The sequence below is a fragment of the Stenotrophomonas sp. 78350_Sma genome (genome assembly GCF_056482105.1).
The window spans coordinates 3,917,797-3,936,556 of sequence record NZ_CM151182.1; the positions used below are offsets into that span (position 1 = coordinate 3,917,797).

General features: G+C 68.1%; 20 protein-coding genes. 14 read left to right on the forward strand and 6 right to left on the reverse strand.

What is annotated here, in order from left to right; all coding sequences use genetic code 11:
• Window positions 1–50: 50 nt before the first annotated feature.
• A complete protein-coding gene (locus ACZK4H_RS18070; RefSeq protein WP_099552024.1) occupies window positions 51–956 on the reverse strand; it encodes a LysR family transcriptional regulator in 906 nt (301 codons plus the stop codon).
• Window positions 957–1,084: 128 nt separating this feature from the next.
• Between ACZK4H_RS18070 and ACZK4H_RS18075 the strand changes: the two genes are divergently transcribed.
• Both ACZK4H_RS18075 and ACZK4H_RS18080 read left to right on the forward strand, forming a co-directional pair.
• The gene (locus ACZK4H_RS18075) at window positions 1,085–2,188 is read left to right on the forward strand and encodes an alkene reductase (protein ID WP_099552036.1); all 1,104 of its coding nucleotides are present in this window, start codon (window positions 1,085–1,087) and stop codon (window positions 2,186–2,188) included.
• A gap of 59 nt (window positions 2,189–2,247) precedes the next feature.
• On the forward strand, window positions 2,248–2,664 hold the full coding sequence (locus ACZK4H_RS18080) for a VOC family protein (RefSeq protein ID WP_099552025.1): 417 nt from the start codon (window positions 2,248–2,250) through the stop codon (window positions 2,662–2,664).
• A 12-nt stretch (window positions 2,665–2,676) separates the two neighbouring features.
• Here ACZK4H_RS18080 and ACZK4H_RS18085 read toward each other — a convergent pair whose 3' ends face one another.
• Window positions 2,677–3,372 (reverse strand): DAPG hydrolase family protein, encoded by a 696-nt coding sequence (locus ACZK4H_RS18085; RefSeq protein WP_099552026.1) that lies wholly within the window; start codon window positions 3,370–3,372, stop codon window positions 2,677–2,679.
• A 76-nt stretch (window positions 3,373–3,448) separates the two neighbouring features.
• Here ACZK4H_RS18085 and ACZK4H_RS18090 point away from each other — a divergent pair, with 76 nt between their 5' ends.
• Window positions 3,449–4,111, forward strand: coding sequence for a TetR/AcrR family transcriptional regulator (locus ACZK4H_RS18090; RefSeq protein WP_099552027.1), 663 nt, complete (start codon window positions 3,449–3,451; stop codon window positions 4,109–4,111).
• A 110-nt stretch (window positions 4,112–4,221) separates the two neighbouring features.
• Here the strand turns inward: ACZK4H_RS18090 and ACZK4H_RS18095 are convergent, their stop codons facing one another.
• On the reverse strand, window positions 4,222–5,106 hold the full coding sequence (locus tag ACZK4H_RS18095) for a LysR family transcriptional regulator (RefSeq protein WP_099552028.1): 885 nt from the start codon (window positions 5,104–5,106) through the stop codon (window positions 4,222–4,224).
• Between the two features lie 107 nt (window positions 5,107–5,213).
• Here ACZK4H_RS18095 and ACZK4H_RS18100 point away from each other — a divergent pair, with 107 nt between their 5' ends.
• Window positions 5,214–6,272 (forward strand): NAD(P)-dependent alcohol dehydrogenase, encoded by a 1,059-nt coding sequence (locus ACZK4H_RS18100; RefSeq protein ID WP_099552029.1) that lies wholly within the window; start codon window positions 5,214–5,216, stop codon window positions 6,270–6,272.
• 65 nt (window positions 6,273–6,337) lie between these two features.
• Complete coding sequence (locus ACZK4H_RS18105; RefSeq protein ID WP_099552030.1) at window positions 6,338–7,597, forward strand: NnrS family protein; 1,260 nt, start codon at window positions 6,338–6,340, stop codon at window positions 7,595–7,597.
• A 77-nt stretch (window positions 7,598–7,674) separates the two neighbouring features.
• Here ACZK4H_RS18105 and ACZK4H_RS18110 read toward each other — a convergent pair whose 3' ends face one another.
• Window positions 7,675–9,039, reverse strand: a complete 1,365-nt coding sequence (locus tag ACZK4H_RS18110) for a glutamate--cysteine ligase (RefSeq protein ID WP_099552031.1) — start codon at window positions 9,037–9,039, stop codon at window positions 7,675–7,677.
• A gap of 152 nt (window positions 9,040–9,191) precedes the next feature.
• Here ACZK4H_RS18110 and ACZK4H_RS18115 point away from each other — a divergent pair, with 152 nt between their 5' ends.
• The 3 genes from ACZK4H_RS18115 to ACZK4H_RS18125 all read left to right on the forward strand — a co-directional run bounded on the left by ACZK4H_RS18115 (window position 9,192) and on the right by ACZK4H_RS18125 (window position 12,492).
• On the forward strand, window positions 9,192–9,896 hold the full coding sequence (locus ACZK4H_RS18115) for a VIT1/CCC1 transporter family protein (RefSeq protein WP_032129894.1): 705 nt from the start codon (window positions 9,192–9,194) through the stop codon (window positions 9,894–9,896).
• A complete protein-coding gene (locus ACZK4H_RS18120; protein ID WP_099552032.1) occupies window positions 9,893–10,717 on the forward strand; it encodes a helix-turn-helix transcriptional regulator in 825 nt (274 codons plus the stop codon). The genes ACZK4H_RS18115 and ACZK4H_RS18120 overlap by 4 nt, the downstream gene beginning before the upstream one ends.
• An 803-nt stretch (window positions 10,718–11,520) precedes the next feature.
• Window positions 11,521–12,492: an MBL fold metallo-hydrolase gene (locus tag ACZK4H_RS18125; protein ID WP_099551131.1), complete on the forward strand. Its 972-nt coding sequence runs from the start codon at window positions 11,521–11,523 to the stop codon at window positions 12,490–12,492.
• A gap of 77 nt (window positions 12,493–12,569) precedes the next feature.
• On the opposite strand, the gene yihA is transcribed toward ACZK4H_RS18125, so the two are convergent.
• Entirely contained in the window at window positions 12,570–13,172 is a 603-nt protein-coding gene (gene yihA, locus ACZK4H_RS18130) for a ribosome biogenesis GTP-binding protein YihA/YsxC (protein ID WP_099551130.1), read from the reverse strand.
• A 156-nt stretch (window positions 13,173–13,328) separates the two neighbouring features.
• Between yihA and ACZK4H_RS18135 the strand changes: the two genes are divergently transcribed.
• From ACZK4H_RS18135 to ACZK4H_RS18150, 4 genes are all read left to right on the forward strand, one after another.
• Window positions 13,329–14,129 (forward strand): c-type cytochrome, encoded by an 801-nt coding sequence (locus tag ACZK4H_RS18135; protein WP_099551129.1) that lies wholly within the window; start codon window positions 13,329–13,331, stop codon window positions 14,127–14,129.
• Window positions 14,130–14,235: 106 nt separating this feature from the next.
• Window positions 14,236–14,886 carry a thiol:disulfide interchange protein DsbA/DsbL gene (locus tag ACZK4H_RS18140; protein WP_099551128.1) on the forward strand — a complete coding sequence of 217 codons (651 nt, stop codon included), beginning with the start codon at window positions 14,236–14,238 and terminating at the stop codon, window positions 14,884–14,886.
• A 106-nt stretch (window positions 14,887–14,992) separates the two neighbouring features.
• Entirely contained in the window at window positions 14,993–15,826 is an 834-nt protein-coding gene (locus tag ACZK4H_RS18145) for a thiol:disulfide interchange protein DsbA/DsbL (RefSeq protein ID WP_099551127.1), read from the forward strand.
• 53 nt (window positions 15,827–15,879) lie between these two features.
• Window positions 15,880–16,617, forward strand: coding sequence for an endonuclease/exonuclease/phosphatase family protein (locus tag ACZK4H_RS18150; protein WP_005419292.1), 738 nt, complete (start codon window positions 15,880–15,882; stop codon window positions 16,615–16,617).
• Window positions 16,618–16,685: 68 nt separating this feature from the next.
• Here the strand turns inward: ACZK4H_RS18150 and ACZK4H_RS18155 are convergent, their stop codons facing one another.
• On the reverse strand, window positions 16,686–17,555 hold the full coding sequence (locus ACZK4H_RS18155; protein WP_099551126.1) for an EamA family transporter: 870 nt from the start codon (window positions 17,553–17,555) through the stop codon (window positions 16,686–16,688).
• 72 nt (window positions 17,556–17,627) lie between these two features.
• Between ACZK4H_RS18155 and ACZK4H_RS18160 the strand changes: the two genes are divergently transcribed.
• Together ACZK4H_RS18160 and ACZK4H_RS18165 are read left to right on the forward strand one after the other, a co-directional pair.
• The gene (locus tag ACZK4H_RS18160; RefSeq protein WP_099551125.1) at window positions 17,628–18,110 is read left to right on the forward strand and encodes an Lrp/AsnC family transcriptional regulator; all 483 of its coding nucleotides are present in this window, start codon (window positions 17,628–17,630) and stop codon (window positions 18,108–18,110) included.
• A gap of 77 nt (window positions 18,111–18,187) precedes the next feature.
• On the forward strand, window positions 18,188–18,739 hold the full coding sequence (locus ACZK4H_RS18165; RefSeq protein WP_099551124.1) for a M23 family metallopeptidase: 552 nt from the start codon (window positions 18,188–18,190) through the stop codon (window positions 18,737–18,739).
• Window positions 18,740–18,760 lie beyond the last annotated feature (21 nt).

The following is an 18,760-nucleotide window of genomic DNA, read 5'->3' on the forward strand; positions in this document are numbered from 1 at the left end:
ATACTGGGGGATAGTATACACACCCGATTTCCGGGCTCAATCCCGGGGCATCAGTCGAACACGCCCTGAGCCGCCAGCCGCGCAAGTTCATCCACCACATAGCGCACCTTCGGCCGCAGGTGGCGGGTCGGTGGCCACAGCGCATGGATGTCGATATGCCGCTGCATGTCTGCGTCCAGCACCGACTGCAGCGCGCCGGATTCCAGATGACGTCGCACCAGTGAGATGGGCATCTGGCAGATGCCCAGCCCGGCGATGGCCGCGTCGATCACCGCGTCACCGTCGTTGAGCTGGTAGGCCGCATTCGGAATGAAGGTTCCTTCCGCATCATCGCTGCCGATCCGCCACGCCACCGGCTGGCCGTGGCGGAAGCCGACGATGCTGCGGTGCTGTGCCAGTTCCTCAACGGTGTGCGGGGTGCCATGTGCGTGCAGGTACGCCGGCGATGCACAGGTGACCAGCCGCTGGCGCCCCAGCCGGCGTGCCACCAGATGCTCGGCCTGGTGCAGCCCACCGAAGCGGATCAGCAGGTCGATGCCTTCCTCAACGGGATCGATGAAGTGATCGGTGAAGGTCATCGTCAACTGCAGGTCCGGGTACTGCCGGCACAGCCGCAGCAGCACCGGCAGCACCACCAGCCGCCCGAACGAGGACGGCATGTCGATGCGCAGCCGCCCGCTGGGCAGTCCGGCCGACCCCAGACAGGCCTCGGCCGCGGAAATCTCTTCCAGCGCCGCAGCGCAGGAGGCGTAGTACGCCTCGCCGTCGCTGGTCAGCGCGATGCGCCGCGTGGTGCGGTGGAACAGGCGCACACCCAGCCGCGTTTCCAGCCGCGCGATGGCCTTGCCCACCGCCGAACGCGAGATGCCCAGTGCGTCGGCGGCTTCGGTGAAGCTGCCCGAGCGGGCCGTGGTAACGAAGGTCACCAGGCCGTTCAAGGATTCCAGTGGCAACATCTTTCACGCTCCATTAGGGACAAATAGTCCCGCCCGATGGGAAATCGAAGCGCTTTATGCATTCGCATGTCAACACCATCCTGTGTCTATCGCGCCGCTGGCGCCTCCCCCGCACCGAGATGACCGATATGACTGCCGCCCTCTTCCGCCCGTTCGACCTGTCAGGAACCGCCCTGCGCAACCGCATCGCGATGGCCCCGATGACCCGCGCCCGCAACCCCGGCGTCGTGGCCAACGAACTGACCGCCCAGTACTACCGGCAGCGTGCCAGCGCCGGCCTGATCATCAGCGAAGGCACCCCGGTCTCGCCGCAGGGCCAGGGTTACATCGACGTGCCGGGTATCTGGTCGGCCGAGCAGGTGGCCGGGTGGACACTGGTCACCGAGGCGGTGCATGCCGCTCAGGGCACGATCTTTGCCCAGCTCTGGCACGTCGGCCGCATGTCGCATGCCTCACTGCAGCCCGATGGTGGGCAACCGGTCAGCGCCGGCACGCGCCCGGTGGCCAGCGCACCGAAGAACACCTCGTTCGTCTATCTGGAAGACGGCAGCCGCGGCCACGCCGATCCCACCCCGGCACGTGCACTGGCCACCGACGAGATCCCCGGCATCATTGCCGACTTCGCACGGGGCGCCGACAACGCGATCAGCGCCGGCTTCGACGGCATCGAGCTGCATGCGGCCAACGGCTACCTGTTCGAGCAGTTCCTCAACCCGCTCATCAACGAACGCGATGATCGCTACGGCGGCTCGCTGCCCAATCGCGCGCGGCTGATCCTGGAGACGGTCGATGCCATGGCCGAACGCATCGGTGCGCATCGCATCGGCGTGCGCCTGGCACCGAACAACCTCACCTTTGACATGCCGTTCTATCCCGGCAACGAAGCCACCTATCTGTACCTTGCCGAGGAACTGGGCAAGCGCGGGCTGGCCTACGTGCACCTCAATGACAACCAGCAGGCGGGGCAGCCGGTGCTGGGCGAGGCGTTCCTGCAACAGTTCAAGCAGGCCTACGGTGGCACCGTGATCCTGGCCGGTGGCATGACCCGCGAACGCGCCCTGCAGCTGGTCGAGGCGGGCACCATCGACCTGGCCGCGTTCGGCCAGCCGTTCATCGCCAACCCGGATCTGGTCGAACGCCTTCAGCGCGACGTCGCGCTGGCCACGCCCGACCGCAGCACCTATTACGGTGGCGGCGAGGCGGGCTACCTCGATTACCCGAGCGCACAGTAGAGCCACGCCGTGCGCCGATGCGGGCGTACACTGCCCACCCGCATCCACCGGATCTGACCATGGATACGCCCACCGCAGCGTTCATCGTCAACCTCGATGTCCCCGATCTCGCCGTTGCCGAAGACTTCTACATCCGAGCCTTCGGCCTGCGCATCGGCCGCCGTCTCGGCCCGGGCGCGGTGGAACTGCTCGGTGGGCCAGCGCCGCTTTACCTGCTGCAGAACGAGGGCGGCAGCGCCGCCACCGAAGACGGCGACGTGCGCGACTACGATCGCCATTGGACGCCGCTGCACCTGGACTGGGTGGTGAATGACATCGAAGCGGCGCTGGTACGAGCGGTTGCGGCCGGGGCGACGCTCGAGCAGTCCGTGCGCGAGCGTCGCTGGGGGCACATCGCCGTGCTGGCCGATCCGTTCGGCCACGGCTTCTGCCTGATCCAGTTCAGCGCTGAAGGCTACGACGCGCTGGTCGAATGACCGGCGCCACGTTCACCACGGCAACGGCACCGCTTCGCCGTTGGCGCGCTCGCCGTAGTACAGCGACGGCAGCAGGCGCGAGAGGAAACTGAACTCCGTGTAGCAATGCTTGAGCAGGCCCAGGCCGACCGCATCGCCGGCATCGCAGCGTGGATCGACGCTGTCCAGGCCAAGCACGAAGCGGCTGCGCAGCACACAGCCAAACGGCGTATCACGCGCCACGTGCAGCATCTGCCCGTCGCAGGGATCAGCGTTTGCATCCAGGCGGACATGGTCGCCGAAGCCGATGCGCGCGGCGATCACCGCCGATACATCGCCTGCATCCTGTGCCGCCTGCAGGCGCTCGGGCACCAGCAACGTGCGCGGGTCATGGAACTTCAGACGCGCCGCCACCGGCGGAATGTCGGCCAGCGCTTCCACCGCATGGATGCTGGCACCGTGGTAGCTGCGTCCGCGCTGCCAGGCCGCGTCCCAGCCGCGGTGCTCGACATGATCGACCGGATGCCACCAGCGGATGTGCTGGGTGGTCTCGAAGAAGGTGAACCACCAGTCCAGCATGCGGCCCTTGCAGCCATGAAGATCGGTGCGCACCGCCACCGTCAGGGTGCCGTCTTCGCGGCGCTGGATACCGGTCTCCAGGCGCATCGGTGCCGGGTCGAGCAGATCGTGGTGGTCCAGCCAGGCGCGGGCGTTCACAGCGGTATCCATCGGGGTCTCCTGTGGTGTCGGGAGACCCGACAATACGGAAACGCTATTCGTTTCGCAATTGTCCGGATGCGGTAAGATGGGCGCAATGAACAGCACCACCCTGCCCGAGCCACCCTCACCAACCCGCCGCCGCGGCCGCCCGGCGCGACCGGAAGCCGAAGTCCGCCACGCCGTGCTGCAGGCCGCGCTGGAGCTGTTGCTGGCACAGGGTTACGAGGCCACCACCATCGAAGCGGTGGCGGCGCACGCCGGGGTGGCGAAGAAGACCGTGTACCGCCACGCCAGCAACCGCGAGGAACTGGTCGGGTTGGCGGTGCGCGAGTGGACCGACGGCTTCGCGCCACAGTTGCAGCGCGATGCGCGCAATGCCGACGAGGTGCTGCCGTTGCTGCAGGACATCCTGCACGCGGTGTGTGCGCAGGCGCTGTCGGCGCAGGCGGTGCAGGTGTTCCGGCTGCTGGCCACCGATTTCCCCGGCAAGCAGGCGCTGCTGCAGGCCTATCTGGACAACGGCATCGAACGCGGCCGTGCGCTGCTGACCGACTGGCTGGCGCGCCAGCAACAGCGCGGGCTGCTGCGCGAGGGAGACCCGGTGCGCCTGGCGCGGCTGCTGCTGGCGATGGCCGTGGCCGAACCGCTGCGCGAACGCGTGATCGGCGTGGTGGCCGAGGATGCGCCGGTGGACGTGCACCTGCGTGATTGCCTGGTGTTGTTGGGGCCGGTGTTGCAGGGGGCGTAGGGTTGCTCCATCCACGCATGGCGTGGATCTACCGGCCGATCCCGATTCGTTGATCGGCAATGGCCTGCTCCCGGTGGGTGCCGACCGTTGATCGGCACTCCTGCAGCAACTCACTCGCGCAGCATATCCACGAACGCGCGCAGCGCGCCCGGCATCTGCCGCTGCTTCGGGTAGTACAGTGCAAACCCGGCGAACGGTTCGCTCCAGTCTTCCAGCACCGCCACCATCTGCCCGGATTCGATGTACGGCCGCGCCGTATCTTCCAGCACATAGGCCAGGCCGATGCCATCGAGCACCGCGCCGACCACGGTGCCCTGCTCACCCAGCGTCAGCCGCCCCGGCACGTCGATTTCCAGCGCCTGCCCAGCGCGCTCGAACTGCCACTTGTACAGATGCCCGCTGGCGAAGCGGAAGCGGATGCACTCATGCATAGCCAGGTCACGCGGATGCTGCGGGGCCGGACGTCGGCGCAGGTAGTCCGGCGATCCGACAATCAGCCCGCGCAGCGGCGGTCCCATCGGCACTGCCACCATGTCCTCGGGCACGAACTCGTGCAGGCGCACGCCGGCGTCGTAACCCTCGGCGACGATGTCGACCAGGCCGTCGTTCTCGGTCAGCTCCACCCGCACGTCGGGATGGGTGTGCAGGAAGCGCGCCAGCCGTGGTCCCAGCTGTGTCGCTACCGCCGCACGGGTGGCATTGATGCGCAGCAGGCCCGCCGGCGCGGCGCGGAACTGGTTCATCTCCTCCAGCGCGTCATGCACCTGGCCCAGCGCGGGCTGCAGGCGTTCCAGCAGGCGCTGCCCGGCCTCGGTCAGGGCCACGCTGCGGGTGGTGCGATGGAACAGGCCCACGCCCAACCGTTCTTCCAGCGCGCGGATCGCATAGCTCACCGCCGAGGTCGACAGCGCCAGCTCGGCGCCGGCACGGCGGAAGCTGCGGTGACGGGCGACCGCAGCGAACGCGGCCAGGTGGGTAAGATTGTCAGTGGCCATGATTGTGCAGTTCCACTTGATGAATCATGCCGATATCCGCGCTTTTTGCCGCTGGGTACGGGGCGTATTGTAAAGCGCCTTTCGACAAACCCTGCCAAGGATTCCCCATGTCCCTCGCCCGTGGTTACGCCGCCCATTCACATACCGACCCGCTGATTCCGTACGAGTTCGAACGCCGCGCGGTCGGCCCGGACGATGTGCGCATCGAGATCCTCTACAGCGGCATCTGCCACTCCGACCTGCACCAGGCCCGCGACGACTGGGGTGGCTCGATCTACCCGATGGTGCCGGGCCACGAGATCATCGGCCGCGTGACCGAGGTCGGCAGCAACGTCACCCGCTTCAAGGTCGGCGACCACGCCGGCGTGGGCTGCATGGTCGACTCGTGCCGCCACTGCGACGCCTGCGAGCACGACCTGGAGCAGTACTGCGCCGAAGGCGCGACCTGGACCTACAACGGCCGTGAACGCGGAAGCGGCGCGCCGACCTACGGCGGCTATTCCGACCACGTGGTGGTCGAACAGCGCTTCGTGGTGAAGGTATCCGAGACCCTCGACCTGAAGGCCGCCGCGCCGCTGCTGTGCGCCGGCATCACCACCTGGTCGCCGCTGCGCCACTGGAAGGTCGGCCCGGGCCAGAAGGTCGGCGTGATCGGCCTGGGTGGCCTCGGCCACATGGGCGTGAAGTTCGCCAAGGCGCTCGGCGCGCACGTGGTGATGATCACCACCACGCCGGAAAAGGGTGCCGACGCCAAGCGCCTGGGCGCCGATGACGTGCTGGTCTCGCGCGATGCCGCGCAGATGAAGGCGCACGCCGGCAGCTTCGACTTCCTGCTCAACACCATCCCGGTCGGCCATGACACCAACCCGTACATGGGCCTGCTCAAGCGCGAGGCCACCATGTGCCTGGTTGGCGTGCTGACCGAGCTGGACCCGCCGTTGACCGGCGGCAGCGTGATCTTCGGCCGCAAGCACCTGACCGGCTCGGCGATCGGCGGCATGGCCGAAACCCAGGAAATGATGGACTTCTGTGCCGAGCACGGCATCGTCAGCGACGTCGAGATGATCGACATCAAGAACGTCAACGAAGCCTGGGAACGCATGGCGAAGAACGATGTGCGCTACCGCTTCGTGATCGACATGGCGACGATGAAGAACGCCGCCTGATCGATCGGCGACGGTGAACGAAGAACCCCGGCACTGCCGGGGTTTTTTCTGGTCGTGCATTGGGCATGACGAAGGTCAAGGAAGCGGCCATCGCCCTGGCGCAGACTCGCCGCATGGCCCGCCTGCCCTCCCCTGCGATGCTGATGCGTGCGCCGCACCGGCTGCTGTTCTTCATCGGCGCCAGCAACCTGCTGCTGGCCATGCTCTGGTGGGCCCTGTGGCTGGGCGCATTGCGCGGGCTGTGGACGCCGCAGCAGCCACCGCCGCTGCCACCGGCCTGGCTGCACGCGCTGCTGATGCAGTACCTGGTACTGCCCAGTTTCATTTTCGGCTTCCTGCTTACCGTGTTCCCGCGCTGGATGGGGCAACCCGAGCTGCCACGCAGCCGTTATGCGCCGGTCGGTATCGGGCTGTTTGGCGGGCAGGCGCTGCTGATTGCCGCCGCCTGCGGGTGGACAGCCGGGCTGTGGCCTGGCCTGCTTCTGGCAATGGCCGGCTGGAGCGCCGGGTTGATCGTGCTGGGACGCGTGCTCCAGGCCGCCGGCCCCAACCGTAACTGGCATGCGCGCGCCTGCTATGCGGCACTGCTGCTGGGCTGGCTGGGGCTGCTGCTGTTCATGGCGGTGGTGCGCGGCCGCGCCACACTGATGCCGGTCACTGTGGCACTCGGCACCTTCGGCCTGCTGCTGCCGGTCTACCTCACCGTCGCGCATCGGATGATCCCGTTCTTCGCCAACAACGTGGTGGACGGCTATGTGGCGTGGCGGCCGCTGCGCTGGCTGGCCGCGATGTGGGCCCTGCTGATGTTGCGCCTGCTGTTGAGCGCGTTGCAGATCGATAACGCGCTGTGGCTTGCCGATGCACCGCTGCTGGTGCTTTCGTTGCAGGCGCTATGGCACTGGTGGCCGCGCGGGCCGATGCCTGGCCTGCTTGCCACCCTGTTCCTGGCGCTGGCGTGGCTGCCGATCAGCTTCGCGCTGTATCTGCTGCAGGACATCGGTCATCTGTTCGGCCATCCGCAGCTGCTCGGCCGCGCGCCGCTGCATGCTCTTGCCGTGGGGCTGTTCGGCAGCCTGCTGGTGGCGATGGTGACCCGGGTCACCCAGGGCCACTCCGGGCAACCGCTGGTGATGCCGGCCGTGGCCTGGTTCGCGTTCGTCGCGCTGCAGGCAGTGGCGATCATGCGCATCGTTGCCGAGCTGATGCCCGACGCCTACGCCTGGCATTTCGCCGCTGCCATCGGTTGGCTGCTGGCACTGGCCCCATGGGTGGCGCGGCTGGGCTGGATCTACCTGAGCCCTCGGCGCGACGGCAAGCCGGGCTGACATCAACGCCGGGCATGACCCGGCACGCAGCCCTCATCGGTAACGCCGGGCCATGCCCGGCGTCCAGAACAATCCACTCAGTACGCGAACTCGCGGAACACCGGATCGACGTCGCCGTGCCAGCGGCCATGGAACAGCGCCAGCTTGCGCTCGGCCGGGGTCAGGCCGGACTCGACGATCTCCTGCAGCACGTCCAGGAACTTGCTCTCGTCCTGGCCGTCGGCATTGCGCGCCGCGCGGCGCTTGAGGCCTTCGACGGAAATCTTCACGGCCTCGCGGGCCAGGTCGCGCACGCTGCCAGTGCGGAACGGCAGATTCATCGCATGCTTCGGCACGCCGTCGCGCAGTGCATGGCGCTCGGCCAGGGTGAAATCACGCACCAGGTCCCAGGCGGCATCCAGCGCGGTGTCGTCGTACAGCAGGCCCACCCAGAACGCCGGCAGCGCACACAGGCGGCTCCACGGGCCGCCGTCGGCGCCGCGCATTTCCAGGTACTTCTTCAAACGCACTTCCGGGAACGCGGTGGTCATGTGGTCCGACCAGTCGCGCAGCGTCGGCAGCGCACCCGGCAGCACCGGCAGCCTGGCCTGCATGAAATCGCGGAAGCTCTGCCCGCTGGCATCGTGGTAGATGCCATCGCGGTAGGAGAAATACATCGGCACATCGAGCAGGTAATCGACATAGCGCTCGTAACCGAAGCCATCCTCGAACACGAAGTCGAGCATGCCGGTGCGGTCAGCATCGGTGTCGGTCCAGATGTGCGAGCGGTAGCTCAGGTAGCCGTTCGGCTTGCCTTCGGTGAACGGCGAATCGGCGAACAGCGCGGTGGCGATCGGCTGCAGTGCCAGCGATACGCGGAACTTCTTCACCATGTCCGCTTCGGTGGCGTAGTCCAGGTTCACCTGCACCGTGCAGGTGCGGGTCATCATGTCCAGGCCGAGCGAGCCGACCTTGGGCATGTACGAGCGCATGATCTTGTAGCGGCCCTTCGGCATCCACGGCATCTCATCGCGCTTCCACTTCGGCTGGAAGCCCATGCCGAGGAAACCCAGCTGCAGTTCGCCGGCCACCTGCGCCACTTCATTGAGGTGGGTGCCAGTCTCCACGCAGGTCTGGTGGATGGTCTCCAGCGCCGCTCCGGACAGTTCCAACTGACCGGCCGGTTCCAGCGTCACCGAGGCCCCATCGCGCAGCAGGGCGATGGTGTTGCCGTTCTCCTGCACCGGCTCCCAGCCGAAGCGGACCAGGCCGTTGAGCAGCGCTTCGATGCCACGCTCGCCCTCGAAGGTCGGCGGCCGCAGGTCATCCAGGCGGAATCCGAACTTCTCGTGCTCGGTACCAATGCGCCACTGCGCGCGGGGCTTTTCGCCGGAGGCGATCACCTCCACCAGCTGCGAGCGGTCGGTAATGGGGGTATCGGCGACGTGACTGGGGCTCGACAAGGGGAAGGCTCGCTGGACAGTGGCAGGGGATGTGGGGCCCGGGGCCTTCCATCGCAAGGGCGCACTATAGCGTGGCACCCCGTTGCGTCATGCGACGGTGACGGGTTTCAGCATCCTACCGACGCCCTCTTGACCCTCGTACACTCAAGGTCATGAGCCGCCATTCACGACACCCCGAACTGCACCGCTCCGAGCGCGTCGGCTGGCTGCGCGCCGCCGTGCTGGGCGCCAACGACGGCATCGTCTCGGTGGCAGGCCTGGTGGTCGGCGTGGCTGCCAGCGGCGCCTCGGCTGCGACCATCCTGGCCACCGGCGTGGCGGGCACCGTGGCCGGCGCGATGTCGATGGCTGCCGGCGAGTATGTCTCGGTGCAGACCCAGGCCGACACCGAAGACGCCGACCTGGCGATGGAAAAGCGCGAACTGCACGAAGATCCTCACAGCGAGCTGGAAGAGCTGGCTGCGATCTACCGCCACCGTGGCCTGGAGCCGGCGCTGGCACGGCAGGTGGCCGAACAGCTCACCGCCCACGACGCACTGGGCGCCCACGCCCGCGACGAGCTGGGCATCACCGATACCCTGCGCGCCCGCCCTCTGCAGGCAGCGCTGGCCTCGGCCGGCGCCTTCACCTGCGGTGCGGCACTGCCGGTGCTGACCGCGCTGCTCGCACCGGTCGACAAGGTCGCGATGATGACCACCGCCAGCACCCTGCTCGGCCTGTGCCTGACCGGCGCGATGGCGGCCCAGGCCGGCGGCGCACCGCCGGTACGCGGCGCGATCCGGGTGATGTTCTGGGGCGCGTTGGCGATGGCCGCCGCCGCCGGTGTCGGTCGCCTGCTCGGCGCACACGTGACATGACCGCCATGCTGCCCCCGGCCACCGCACTGCTGGCCGAGATGGCCAGCCTGGCCGGCTGCGCACGCGCCGAAGGTTATGCGTGCATCACCGCCCGTCGCGAGCATGGCGCCAGCTCGGTGGAGATTCCGCAACCGCAGTTCGCGATCCTGCTGGAAGGCCGCAAGCAGGTGCGTACCGCACACCAGTCTCTGGAGTTCGTTCCCGGCGATATCCTGCTGCTGACCCAGCGTTGCCGCATCGATGTGGTCAACAGCCCCGACCCACGCAGCGGCCGTTACCTGAGCGCCATCGTGCCGCTGTGTGCCGAAGTGCTGGCAGCCGCACGCACGCTGTGGAGCGAGGAGCTTCCCGCCCCGGGCCAGGCGATGGCGCGACTGCCGTTGATCGACCATGGCACAGTGCTGCGCCAGTGGCGGCAATCGCTGCAGGACGGCCGTTACAGCGAAGCACGATTGGCCCTGGCCTCGCTGGTGCTGACCCTGTGCCGGCAGGGCCACGGCAATCTTCTGCTGCCGCAGGCGCCGAGCCTGGGCGAACAGATCCGCGACCGCATCGCCGCCGAACCGGCCCGCGATTGGCAATCACGCGATGTGGAAGAGCAGTTCGCACTGAGCGGAGCAACCCTGCGCCGTCGTCTCGCTGCCGAGGACACCAGCCTGCGCCAGCTGCTCACCGAGGCGCGGCTGGCGCATGGCATGCAGCTGCTCTACACCACCGACCTGCCGCTGAAGACCGTGGCAGCGCGCGCAGGCTACCGGTCTGCGGCGAGTTTCAGCAAGCGCTTCGCCGAGCAGTACGGACTGGCTCCCACAGACATCTGAGGGTGTTCGGCAGGGCTGCGCCCTGCACCCGCAGAGGCAACGGCAACGGCAACAGCCGAAGCAACAGCAACAGCAACAGCGGGCTATCCGTGGGATGGCGGGGCGGTGTGGGTGGGCAGGACACGCCGTAAACCCTTCCCTGGGGGCTCGATGGCGCCATCCATGGCGCCAACGGTCCTGCCCACCCACACCGCCCCACCTCTGACAGATCTTCGCGACTGTTGGTAGGTGTCGACCTTGGTCGACACATCTGTCAGATATCGAAATCGATCTGGGGTCAGATCCGTTTTCCCGCGGAAAACGGATCTGACCCCAAGAGCATTTCCAACAGATCGCGGCCAACTGTCGAAGGCGGGGTGGGTCCGGTTGCGGGAGTGTCCGCGGCATGGGCCCGAGGCATGCCTCGGGCGGGTTGGGCAGGACGCCCAACCCCGGTCTTGCGGTGTGCGCAGGACAGCGCACACGAGCAAGCCGCGGCCAAGCCCCCATGGGTGAGGGCGCTTTGCTTGCGAAGCACTGCTTCGCAAGCGCCCGAACGCCCAGCCGCCAGCGGCTGGGCCGGACCCCGGAGGGGGGTTTACGGCGTCTCCCGCAAGCGGACCCACCCCGCCATCCCACGGACAGCCCGCTCCCGCTGTTGCTGTTGCTTCGGCTGTTGCCGTTGCCTCTGCGGGTGCAGGGCGCAGCCCTGCAGACAACACCCCTTCCCTGAGCATTCCGCGTAGTGGTTTGAGCGCCGCGCGCACATCGGCCACGGCACGCTATGCGGCAACGGAACCGCCCGTCGTCCACCGAGAACCACCATGACCCTGCGTTACCTGCTGCTGCGCGGCGCCCTGCTGCTGGCCCTGTCGTCCCTGCCACTGGCCGCGCTGGCCGAGGCCACTTCGCCCGCCCCCACCCAGCAGGTGCCTGGTGTCTATCACCAGCGCATCGGTGCACTGCAGGTCACCGCCCTGTTCGACGGCGTGGTCGCGCTGGGCCGGCAGGAAGTGGTGGACGTGCCGCCGACACTGGTCAGCCGCCTGCTGGAAGGCCGCTACGTGCCCGAAGACAAGAAGGGCCTGCAGACCGCGATCAACGCCTTCCTGGTGCGCCAGGGCAACCATCTGACCCTGGTCGATACCGGTACCGCGCAGTGCTTCGGCCCCGGCCTGGGCCAGGTGCTGGGCAATCTGCGCGCCTCCGGCGTGGACCCGGCCGAGGTGGACGAGGTGCTGCTGACCCACGCCCATCCGGACCATCTGTGCGGCGTACTCGACGCGCAGGGCAAACCGGCCTATCCGAATGCCACGGTGTGGCTGTCCAAGGCCGATGCCGATTACTGGCTCAACCCGGCCAGCGAAGCCACCGCGCCGAAGGGCGTGCGCTTCGCCTTCCCGCTGGCACGCAACGCGGTGGCGCCGTACCAGGCCAGCGGCCACCTGCGCACCTTCAACCCCGGCGATGCCCTGCCCGGTGGCGCGGTGGCGATGGACACCCATGGCCACACCCCCGGCCATGTCTCCTACCGGTTCGACAGCCAGGGCCAGTCACTGCTGGTGTGGGGTGATGTGCTGCATTTCCATGCGGTGCAGTTCGCGCATCCGGAAGCGGCGTTCGAGGCGGATTCGGACCGCAGGGCGGCCATCGCCAGCCGTCGCGGGCTGCTGCAGCAGGCCACCGCCAACGGCTGGTGGGTGGCCGGTGCGCATCTGCCGTTCCCCGGCCTGGGCCATGTGCGTGGCGAGGGCAAGGCCTATGCGTGGGTACCGGCAGAGTATTCGCCGTTGTGAGGGTGTGCCGACCAAGGTCGGCACCCACCCGATTGGGTCGGTAGCGCCCGGCTGCCAGCCGGGCGACCGGAAACGCCTTACGCCAGGCCCAGCCAGCCGCCGATCACGCCGCGGGCTTCGTCCACGCCGGTGCGGTCCTCGCCGGAGAACACCTGCACGCTGACGCTGTCGCCATAGGCCGAATGCAGTTCCTTGCGTACCTTCTGCAGGGTCTGCATCTGCTGGCTGCGGCTGAGCTTGTCGGCCTTGGTCAGCAGGGCGTGCGCCGGCATGCCGCGCTGTACGGCATAGGACAGCATCTGCCGGTCGTAGTCCTTCAGCGGGTGGCGGATGTCCATCACCACCACCAGCCCCTTCAGGGCCTCGCGGGTACGGAAATACCGGTCGATGAAGGCCTGCCAGTGCGCCTGCAGGTCCAGCGGCACCTTGGCGTAGCCGTAACCGGGCAGGTCGACCAGATGGGCTTCCGGGGTGATCTGGAAGAACACCAGCTGCTGGGTGCGGCCGGGCGTCTTGGAGACACGGGCCAGCGCGTTCTGGCGGGTCAGCGCGTTGAGCGCACTGGACTTGCCGGCGTTGGAGCGGCCGGCAAAGGCCACTTCGGCCCCTTCATCGGGCGGCAGCTGCCGCACGTTGTGGGCCGAAAGGTGGTAACGGGCGCGTTCGATGAGCAATGACATGTGCCTAGGATCGCATGTTGCGGCGCCGCGCGCCCGTGCCGGCGGCCGTTGCGGGCATTTTGCTGCACTGCTGCGTTGACCGTGCGCGGAAACGCCGTTGATAATCCGGGCGATGCCGGCGGCCACCGCCCGGCCCGGTCCATACGGAGCTTTAGCATGCGCCACGCTCGCGTTCTTGCCGTATCCGCCCTTGCCACTGCCGTAGTCGTTGCCGCTGCTGCGTTCGCGCAGACCACGTTGACCCCGCTGCCCGACAACGGGCCGATCAACACCGCCTCGCTGGAGGTGGACTTCAGCAAGACCCATTGGGGCGATGCCAAGGCCGGCCAGACCAAGGCTTCGGCCTGTGCGGCATGCCACGGCGCCGACGGCAATTCCACGGTCGAGATGTATCCGTCCATCGCCGGCCAGAGCGAACGCTACGTGGCCCAGCAGATGGCCCTGATCGCCAACGGCCAGCGCAGTTCCGGCGCGGCGGTGGCGATGGTGCCGTTCGTGCAGAACCTCACGCCGCAGGACATGCGCGATATCGGCGCGTTCTTCGCCACGCAGAAGGCCACCGCCGGTATCGCCGACGACACGGCGGTCACGGACGGCCCGTACAAGGGCATGAAGTTCTACGAGATCGGCCAGCAGTTGTACCGCGGCGGCGATGCCAAGCGCGGCCTGCCGGCCTGCATGGCCTGCCACGGCCCCAGCGGTGCCGGCAATCCGGGCCCGGCCTATCCGCACATCGGCGGCCAGCACGCGAGCTATGTCGCGCGCCGCCTGCAGGAGTACCAGGCCGGGCAGACCAACGAGACCGACAAGGCCCACTTCCAGATCATGGCGACGGTCGCGCAGAAGCTGAGCGAGCAGGAGGTGCAGGCGCTGTCGAGCTACCTGCAGGGCCTGCACAACAAGGCCGACGATGTGGCCACTACCACACCGTCGGCACAACCGGCTGCCGCCCCCTGACCGCCACTGGTCGGCCCGGGCCGCCACCACGGCCCGCGCCTGCGGTATGTTTCCTTCACGCCGGCGACCGCGCCGGCGTTGCTTTTTTCAACGGAGATGCGTGTCGATGAGGTTGATTTCCCGCCTGCTGTTGTCCGTGCTGGTGCTGCTGCCGCTGGCAGCCTGCGCCGCTACCCCCGCCAATGCCCCGCTGGTCGAGGGCAAAGACTACGAGCGCATCGCCCAACCGGGCCCGTTCCAGCCGCTGGCCGGCAAGATCGAGGTGGTCGAGGTCTTCGGCTACACCTGCCCGCACTGCGCCCACTTCGAGCCACAGCTGGCGGCGTGGGCGGCCAAGCTGCCGGCCGACGTGCGCTTCACCCCGGTCCCGGCCGCCTTCGGTGGTGCATGGGACGCCTGGGCACTGGCGTACTACGCCGCCGACGAAGTCGGCGTGGCCAAGCGCAGCCACGCGGCGGTCTTCAAGGCACTGCACCAGGATGGCTCGCTGCCGATGCAGAACGTCTCGGCCGATGAGCTCGCCACCTTCTACAAGGCCTATGGCGTGACCCCGGACCGCTATCTGCAGGCCCTGCGCGGCGACGCCGTGCAGAAGAAGGTCGATGCCGCCCGCGCCTTTGCCCAGCGCACCAAGGTGCCGGGTACCCCGGCCATCATCATCAATGGCCAGTACCTGGTGCGCGGCAACAGCTTCGACGACCAGCTGCGCATCGCCTCGGCGCTGATCGCCCAGGCCCGCGCAGCGCGCGGCCGCTGAACCAACACCCACCACCGACACGGCGCTGTCGCCGCCGCGTGTCATCATTTCCCCTTGGCCGGCGCCTGACGCCGGCCCCACCTTTCCAGATGCTGGAGACGTTTCCATGAAGATCCGTTACGCCCTCGCCCTCGCAGCGCTGCTGCCGATCCTGGCCGCCTGCAAGGCCGACGACGGCAGCACCAACACCACCGCTGCCCCGGCTGAACCGGCGGCAGCTCCGGCAACCACCGAGCCGGCCGCTCCGGCCGCGGGTACCGAAGGCACCGCTCCGGCGGCTGCCGAAGGCGAGAAGGCCCCGGCCGAAGCGGCGCCGGCTGCCGCCGCACCGGCTCCGACCACCGCCGCGCTGACCGGCCCGGCCCCGGTGGAAGGCGCCGACTACCAGGTGATCCCGAACGGCCAGCCGTTCCAGCCAGCCGCCGGCAAGATCGAAGTGACCGAGATCTTCGGCTACGTCTGCCCGGCCTGCGCCGCGTTCCAGCCGCTGGTTGGCCCGTGGAAGGCCGGCCTGCCGAGCGATGTGAACTTCGTCTACGTGCCGGCCATGTTCGGCGGCACCTGGGATGACTACGCCCGTGCTTTCTACGCCGCACAGACGCTCGGCGTGCAGGAGAAGACCCACGAAGCGCTCTACGCCGCCATCCACTCGCAGAAGACCCTGAAGGGCGAGCGTGGCCGTGACTCGGTGGACGACATCGCCAAGTTCTACGGTGCCTACGGCGTGGATCCGAAGCAGTTCGCCGCCACCATGGGCAGCTTCGCGGTGAATGCCAAGACCAACTCGGCCAAGCAGTTCGCGCAGCGCAGCCAGATCAGCGGCACCCCGTCGATCATCGTCAACGGCAAGTACCTGGTGAAGGGCAAGAGCTTCCCGGACATGCTGCGCATCGCCGACCACCTGATCGCCCGCGAACGCGGTGCGGCCCAGGCCCACTGATCCAAGAGAAGCGTTTCCCGGCCGTGAATTCCCCCCGTACACGGACCCTGCGCTTGCTGACGGCCAACATCCAGGCTGGCTCAAGTACCCGCCGCTACAGCGACTATGTGACCCGCAGCTGGTCACATGCGCTGCCGGCGGGTCGCAAGCGCAGCAGCCTGGACGCGATCGCCACCCTGGCGCGCGAACATGACATCGTCGGCCTGCAGGAGGCCGACCCCGGCAGCCTGCGCTCGGGCTTCACCAACCAGACCCACTACCTGGCCCAGCGCGCCGGCTTCAATTACTGGAGCCACCAGCCGAACCGGCGCATGGGCGGGGTCGCCTCCAGCGCCAACGGGCTGCTGAGCAAGCTGGAACCGGTGGAAGTGCAGGACCACGCCCTGCCCGGCCGCATCGGCGGGCGCGGCGTGCTGCTGGCCAAGTTCGGCGATGGTGCTGATGGTCTGGCGGTGGCAGTGGCGCATCTGTCGCTGGGCGCGGGCTCGCGGATGTCGCAGCTGGGCTTCATCGCCGAGCTGTTGTCCGACCACCCCAACGCGGTGCTGATGGGCGACTTCAACTGCCTGGCCGAGCGCCCGGAAATGCAGGTGCTGTACCAGAAGACACGGCTGCAGCCGCCCGGTTGCATCGTGCCGACCTTCCCCAGCTGGCGCCCGGACCGCGCCATCGACCACATCCTGGTCAGCAGCGGGCTGCAGACCCGCACCGTGGAAGCCGTACCGGCCGCGTTCTCCGATCACCTCGCCCTGGCGATGCAGATCGACGTCCCGGCCGACGCCCTGCGCTGAACCCAAAAGGGGACGGAGGGGATTAAGTCGTTTATGCATAAACGACTTAATCCCCTCCGTCCCCTTTTTCAGGCGGCGGCCGGTACCTTCAACCGCCTTGCCGTCATCGTGCTGCCCACCGAGGCCAGCACCGTGCAGCCGATCGCCAGCCACTGCAGCCCGTGCAGGTGTTCGTGCAGCAGCAGCATCGCCCACAGCGCGGCCACTGCCGGTTCCATGCTGATCAGGATGCCGAAGGTCTCCTTCGGCAGGCGCTTGAGCGCCATCATCTCCAGTGACATCGGGATCGCGCTGGACACCAGCGCCACCAGCAGCCCGGCGGCCAGGATCTTCGGGTCGAGCAGCGCCGCACCGGCATGCACCACGCCCACCGGCACCACCACCAGTGACGCCGCCAGCAACCCCAGCGAGACCGAGTGCCCGGCATGCAGATGACCGGCACGCTTGCCGAACACGATGTACAGGCCCCAGCAGGCCGCCGCGCCCATCGCGTACAGCACACCGGCCGGGTCCAGTGCCGGCCCGCCGCCGATCGGCAGCAGCAACAGCAGCCCCACCGCCGCGCAGCCCACCCAGAGGAAATCGATCGGACGTCGTGATGACAGCATCGCCACCGTCAGCGGCCCGGTGAACTCGATGGCCACCGCGATGCCGAAGGGAATCGTGCGCAGGGCCATGTAGAACAGCAGGTTCATCAGGCCCAGGGTGAGCCCGTAGCGCAGGATGGTGATGGCATCCGGGCGGCTGGTCTTCCAGCGCCATGGCCGCCAGAACAGCAGCAGCAACAGCGCTGAAAAGCCCACGCGCAGCGCGCTGGTGCCCTGGGCGCCGATCAGCGGGAACAGGTGTTTTGCGTAGGAGGTGCCGATGGCCAGCGAAGTGACCGAGCCAAGCACCGCCAGCGCCGGCAACATCGGCGCGAGTCGTGAGGTCTGCATGGGCAAAGTCTATTGCGTCGGCGCCGAGCACTTGGCTCAATTGACAGCCTGTTCGTGCAACTTCTGCTCGCCATGGCCATCGCTCCCGTGCTCGACAGTTTCGACCGCGCCATCCTCGACCTGCTGCAGCGGGACAACACCCTGCCGCAGCGCGAAATCGCCGAGGCCGTGCACTTGTCCACCCCGGCCGTGCAACGCCGCATCAAGCGACTGCAGGACAGCGGCGTAATCGCGGCCAATGTGGCAGTGGTCGCCGCCGCCAAGGTCGGGCGACCGCTGACCATCATCGTCGAGGTGCGCGTGGTCAGCGAGCAGCGCGAACGCGTGGCGCCGTTCAAGCGCCGCGTGCAGGAGGACCCCGCCGTGCAGCAGTGCTACTCGATCACCGGCGATGGCGATTTCCTGCTGCTGCTTTCGGCCGCGTCGATGGAGGAGTACGAGGCGATCACCGAGCGCTTGTTCGGTGGCGATGACAACATCGAGCGCTTCCGCACATCGGTGGCACTGGGGACGTTGAAGCGGAGTTTCGAGGTGCCGCTGCTGCCGGTGCTGTAGCGTCGAGCCATGCTCGACGGCTGTGGGACCGCAAGGCGACAGCAGTCGAGCATGGCTCGACCCTACAATCGAAAACCATGAGCACAACGCCGTCCCCCGCCCACCGCCTGCGCCGCTGGATGCTGCGCGGCCTGTGGCTGGCCATTGCCCTCGTTGCGGCGATGACGCTGTGGAACAGCCCGTGGGCGGCCGCACCGAAGATGCTGTGGGCACTCTCGCGGATGCCGCCGGCCACCGAGCTGCCGGTGCCGGTGGAAGGCATCAGGCCCAGGCAGATCGCCGATACCTTCGGCGCACCACGCGGCCGTGACCGCTCGCACGCTGGCATCGACATCTTCGCTAGGCGTGGCACGCCGGTGCGCAGCGCCACGGCCGGTGTCATCGCGGATGTCAGCGAACGCGGGCTCGGCGGGCGCCAGGTCTGGGTGATCGGGCCCTCCCGCGAACGCTACTACTACGCCCACCTGGACGACTGGGCCGAGGGCCTGGCGCGTGGCCAGGTGGTCCAGGCTGGCGACCTTCTCGGCCACGTCGGCGACAGCGGCAACGCCAAGGGCACGCCGCCGCACCTGCACTGGGGCATCTACGGCACCGACGGCGCGCGCGATCCACTCCCGCTGCTGCGCTGACCCAACCCGCAGGCGGATCAC

Bases quoted from the DNA above. Each gene is read 5' to 3' on its own strand.
- ACZK4H_RS18145 (WP_099551127.1), top strand. From the start codon at position 14,993: ATGAAGATCCGTTACGCCCTCGCCCTCGCAGCGCTGCTGCCGATCCTG.
- ACZK4H_RS18135 (WP_099551129.1), top strand. From the start codon at position 13,329: ATGCGCCACGCTCGCGTTCTTGCCGTATCCGCCCTTGCCACTGCCGTA.
- ACZK4H_RS18090 (WP_099552027.1), top strand. From the start codon at position 3,449: ATGGGCGCAATGAACAGCACCACCCTGCCCGAGCCACCCTCACCAACC.
- ACZK4H_RS18125 (WP_099551131.1), top strand. From the start codon at position 11,521: ATGACCCTGCGTTACCTGCTGCTGCGCGGCGCCCTGCTGCTGGCCCTG.
- ACZK4H_RS18115 (WP_032129894.1), top strand. From the start codon at position 9,192: ATGAGCCGCCATTCACGACACCCCGAACTGCACCGCTCCGAGCGCGTC.
- ACZK4H_RS18105 (WP_099552030.1), top strand. From the start codon at position 6,338: ATGACGAAGGTCAAGGAAGCGGCCATCGCCCTGGCGCAGACTCGCCGC.
- ACZK4H_RS18080 (WP_099552025.1), top strand. From the start codon at position 2,248: ATGGATACGCCCACCGCAGCGTTCATCGTCAACCTCGATGTCCCCGAT.
- ACZK4H_RS18095 (WP_099552028.1), bottom strand. From the start codon at position 5,106: ATGGCCACTGACAATCTTACCCACCTGGCCGCGTTCGCTGCGGTCGCC.
- ACZK4H_RS18165 (WP_099551124.1), top strand. From the start codon at position 18,188: ATGAGCACAACGCCGTCCCCCGCCCACCGCCTGCGCCGCTGGATGCTG.
- ACZK4H_RS18100 (WP_099552029.1), top strand. From the start codon at position 5,214: ATGTCCCTCGCCCGTGGTTACGCCGCCCATTCACATACCGACCCGCTG.
- ACZK4H_RS18120 (WP_099552032.1), top strand. From the start codon at position 9,893: ATGACCGCCATGCTGCCCCCGGCCACCGCACTGCTGGCCGAGATGGCC.
- ACZK4H_RS18070 (WP_099552024.1), bottom strand. From the start codon at position 956: ATGTTGCCACTGGAATCCTTGAACGGCCTGGTGACCTTCGTTACCACG.
- ACZK4H_RS18085 (WP_099552026.1), bottom strand. From the start codon at position 3,372: ATGGATACCGCTGTGAACGCCCGCGCCTGGCTGGACCACCACGATCTG.
- ACZK4H_RS18160 (WP_099551125.1), top strand. From the start codon at position 17,628: ATGGCCATCGCTCCCGTGCTCGACAGTTTCGACCGCGCCATCCTCGAC.
- ACZK4H_RS18155 (WP_099551126.1), bottom strand. From the start codon at position 17,555: ATGCAGACCTCACGACTCGCGCCGATGTTGCCGGCGCTGGCGGTGCTT.
- ACZK4H_RS18075 (WP_099552036.1), top strand. From the start codon at position 1,085: ATGACTGCCGCCCTCTTCCGCCCGTTCGACCTGTCAGGAACCGCCCTG.
- ACZK4H_RS18140 (WP_099551128.1), top strand. From the start codon at position 14,236: ATGAGGTTGATTTCCCGCCTGCTGTTGTCCGTGCTGGTGCTGCTGCCG.
- yihA (WP_099551130.1), bottom strand. From the start codon at position 13,172: ATGTCATTGCTCATCGAACGCGCCCGTTACCACCTTTCGGCCCACAAC.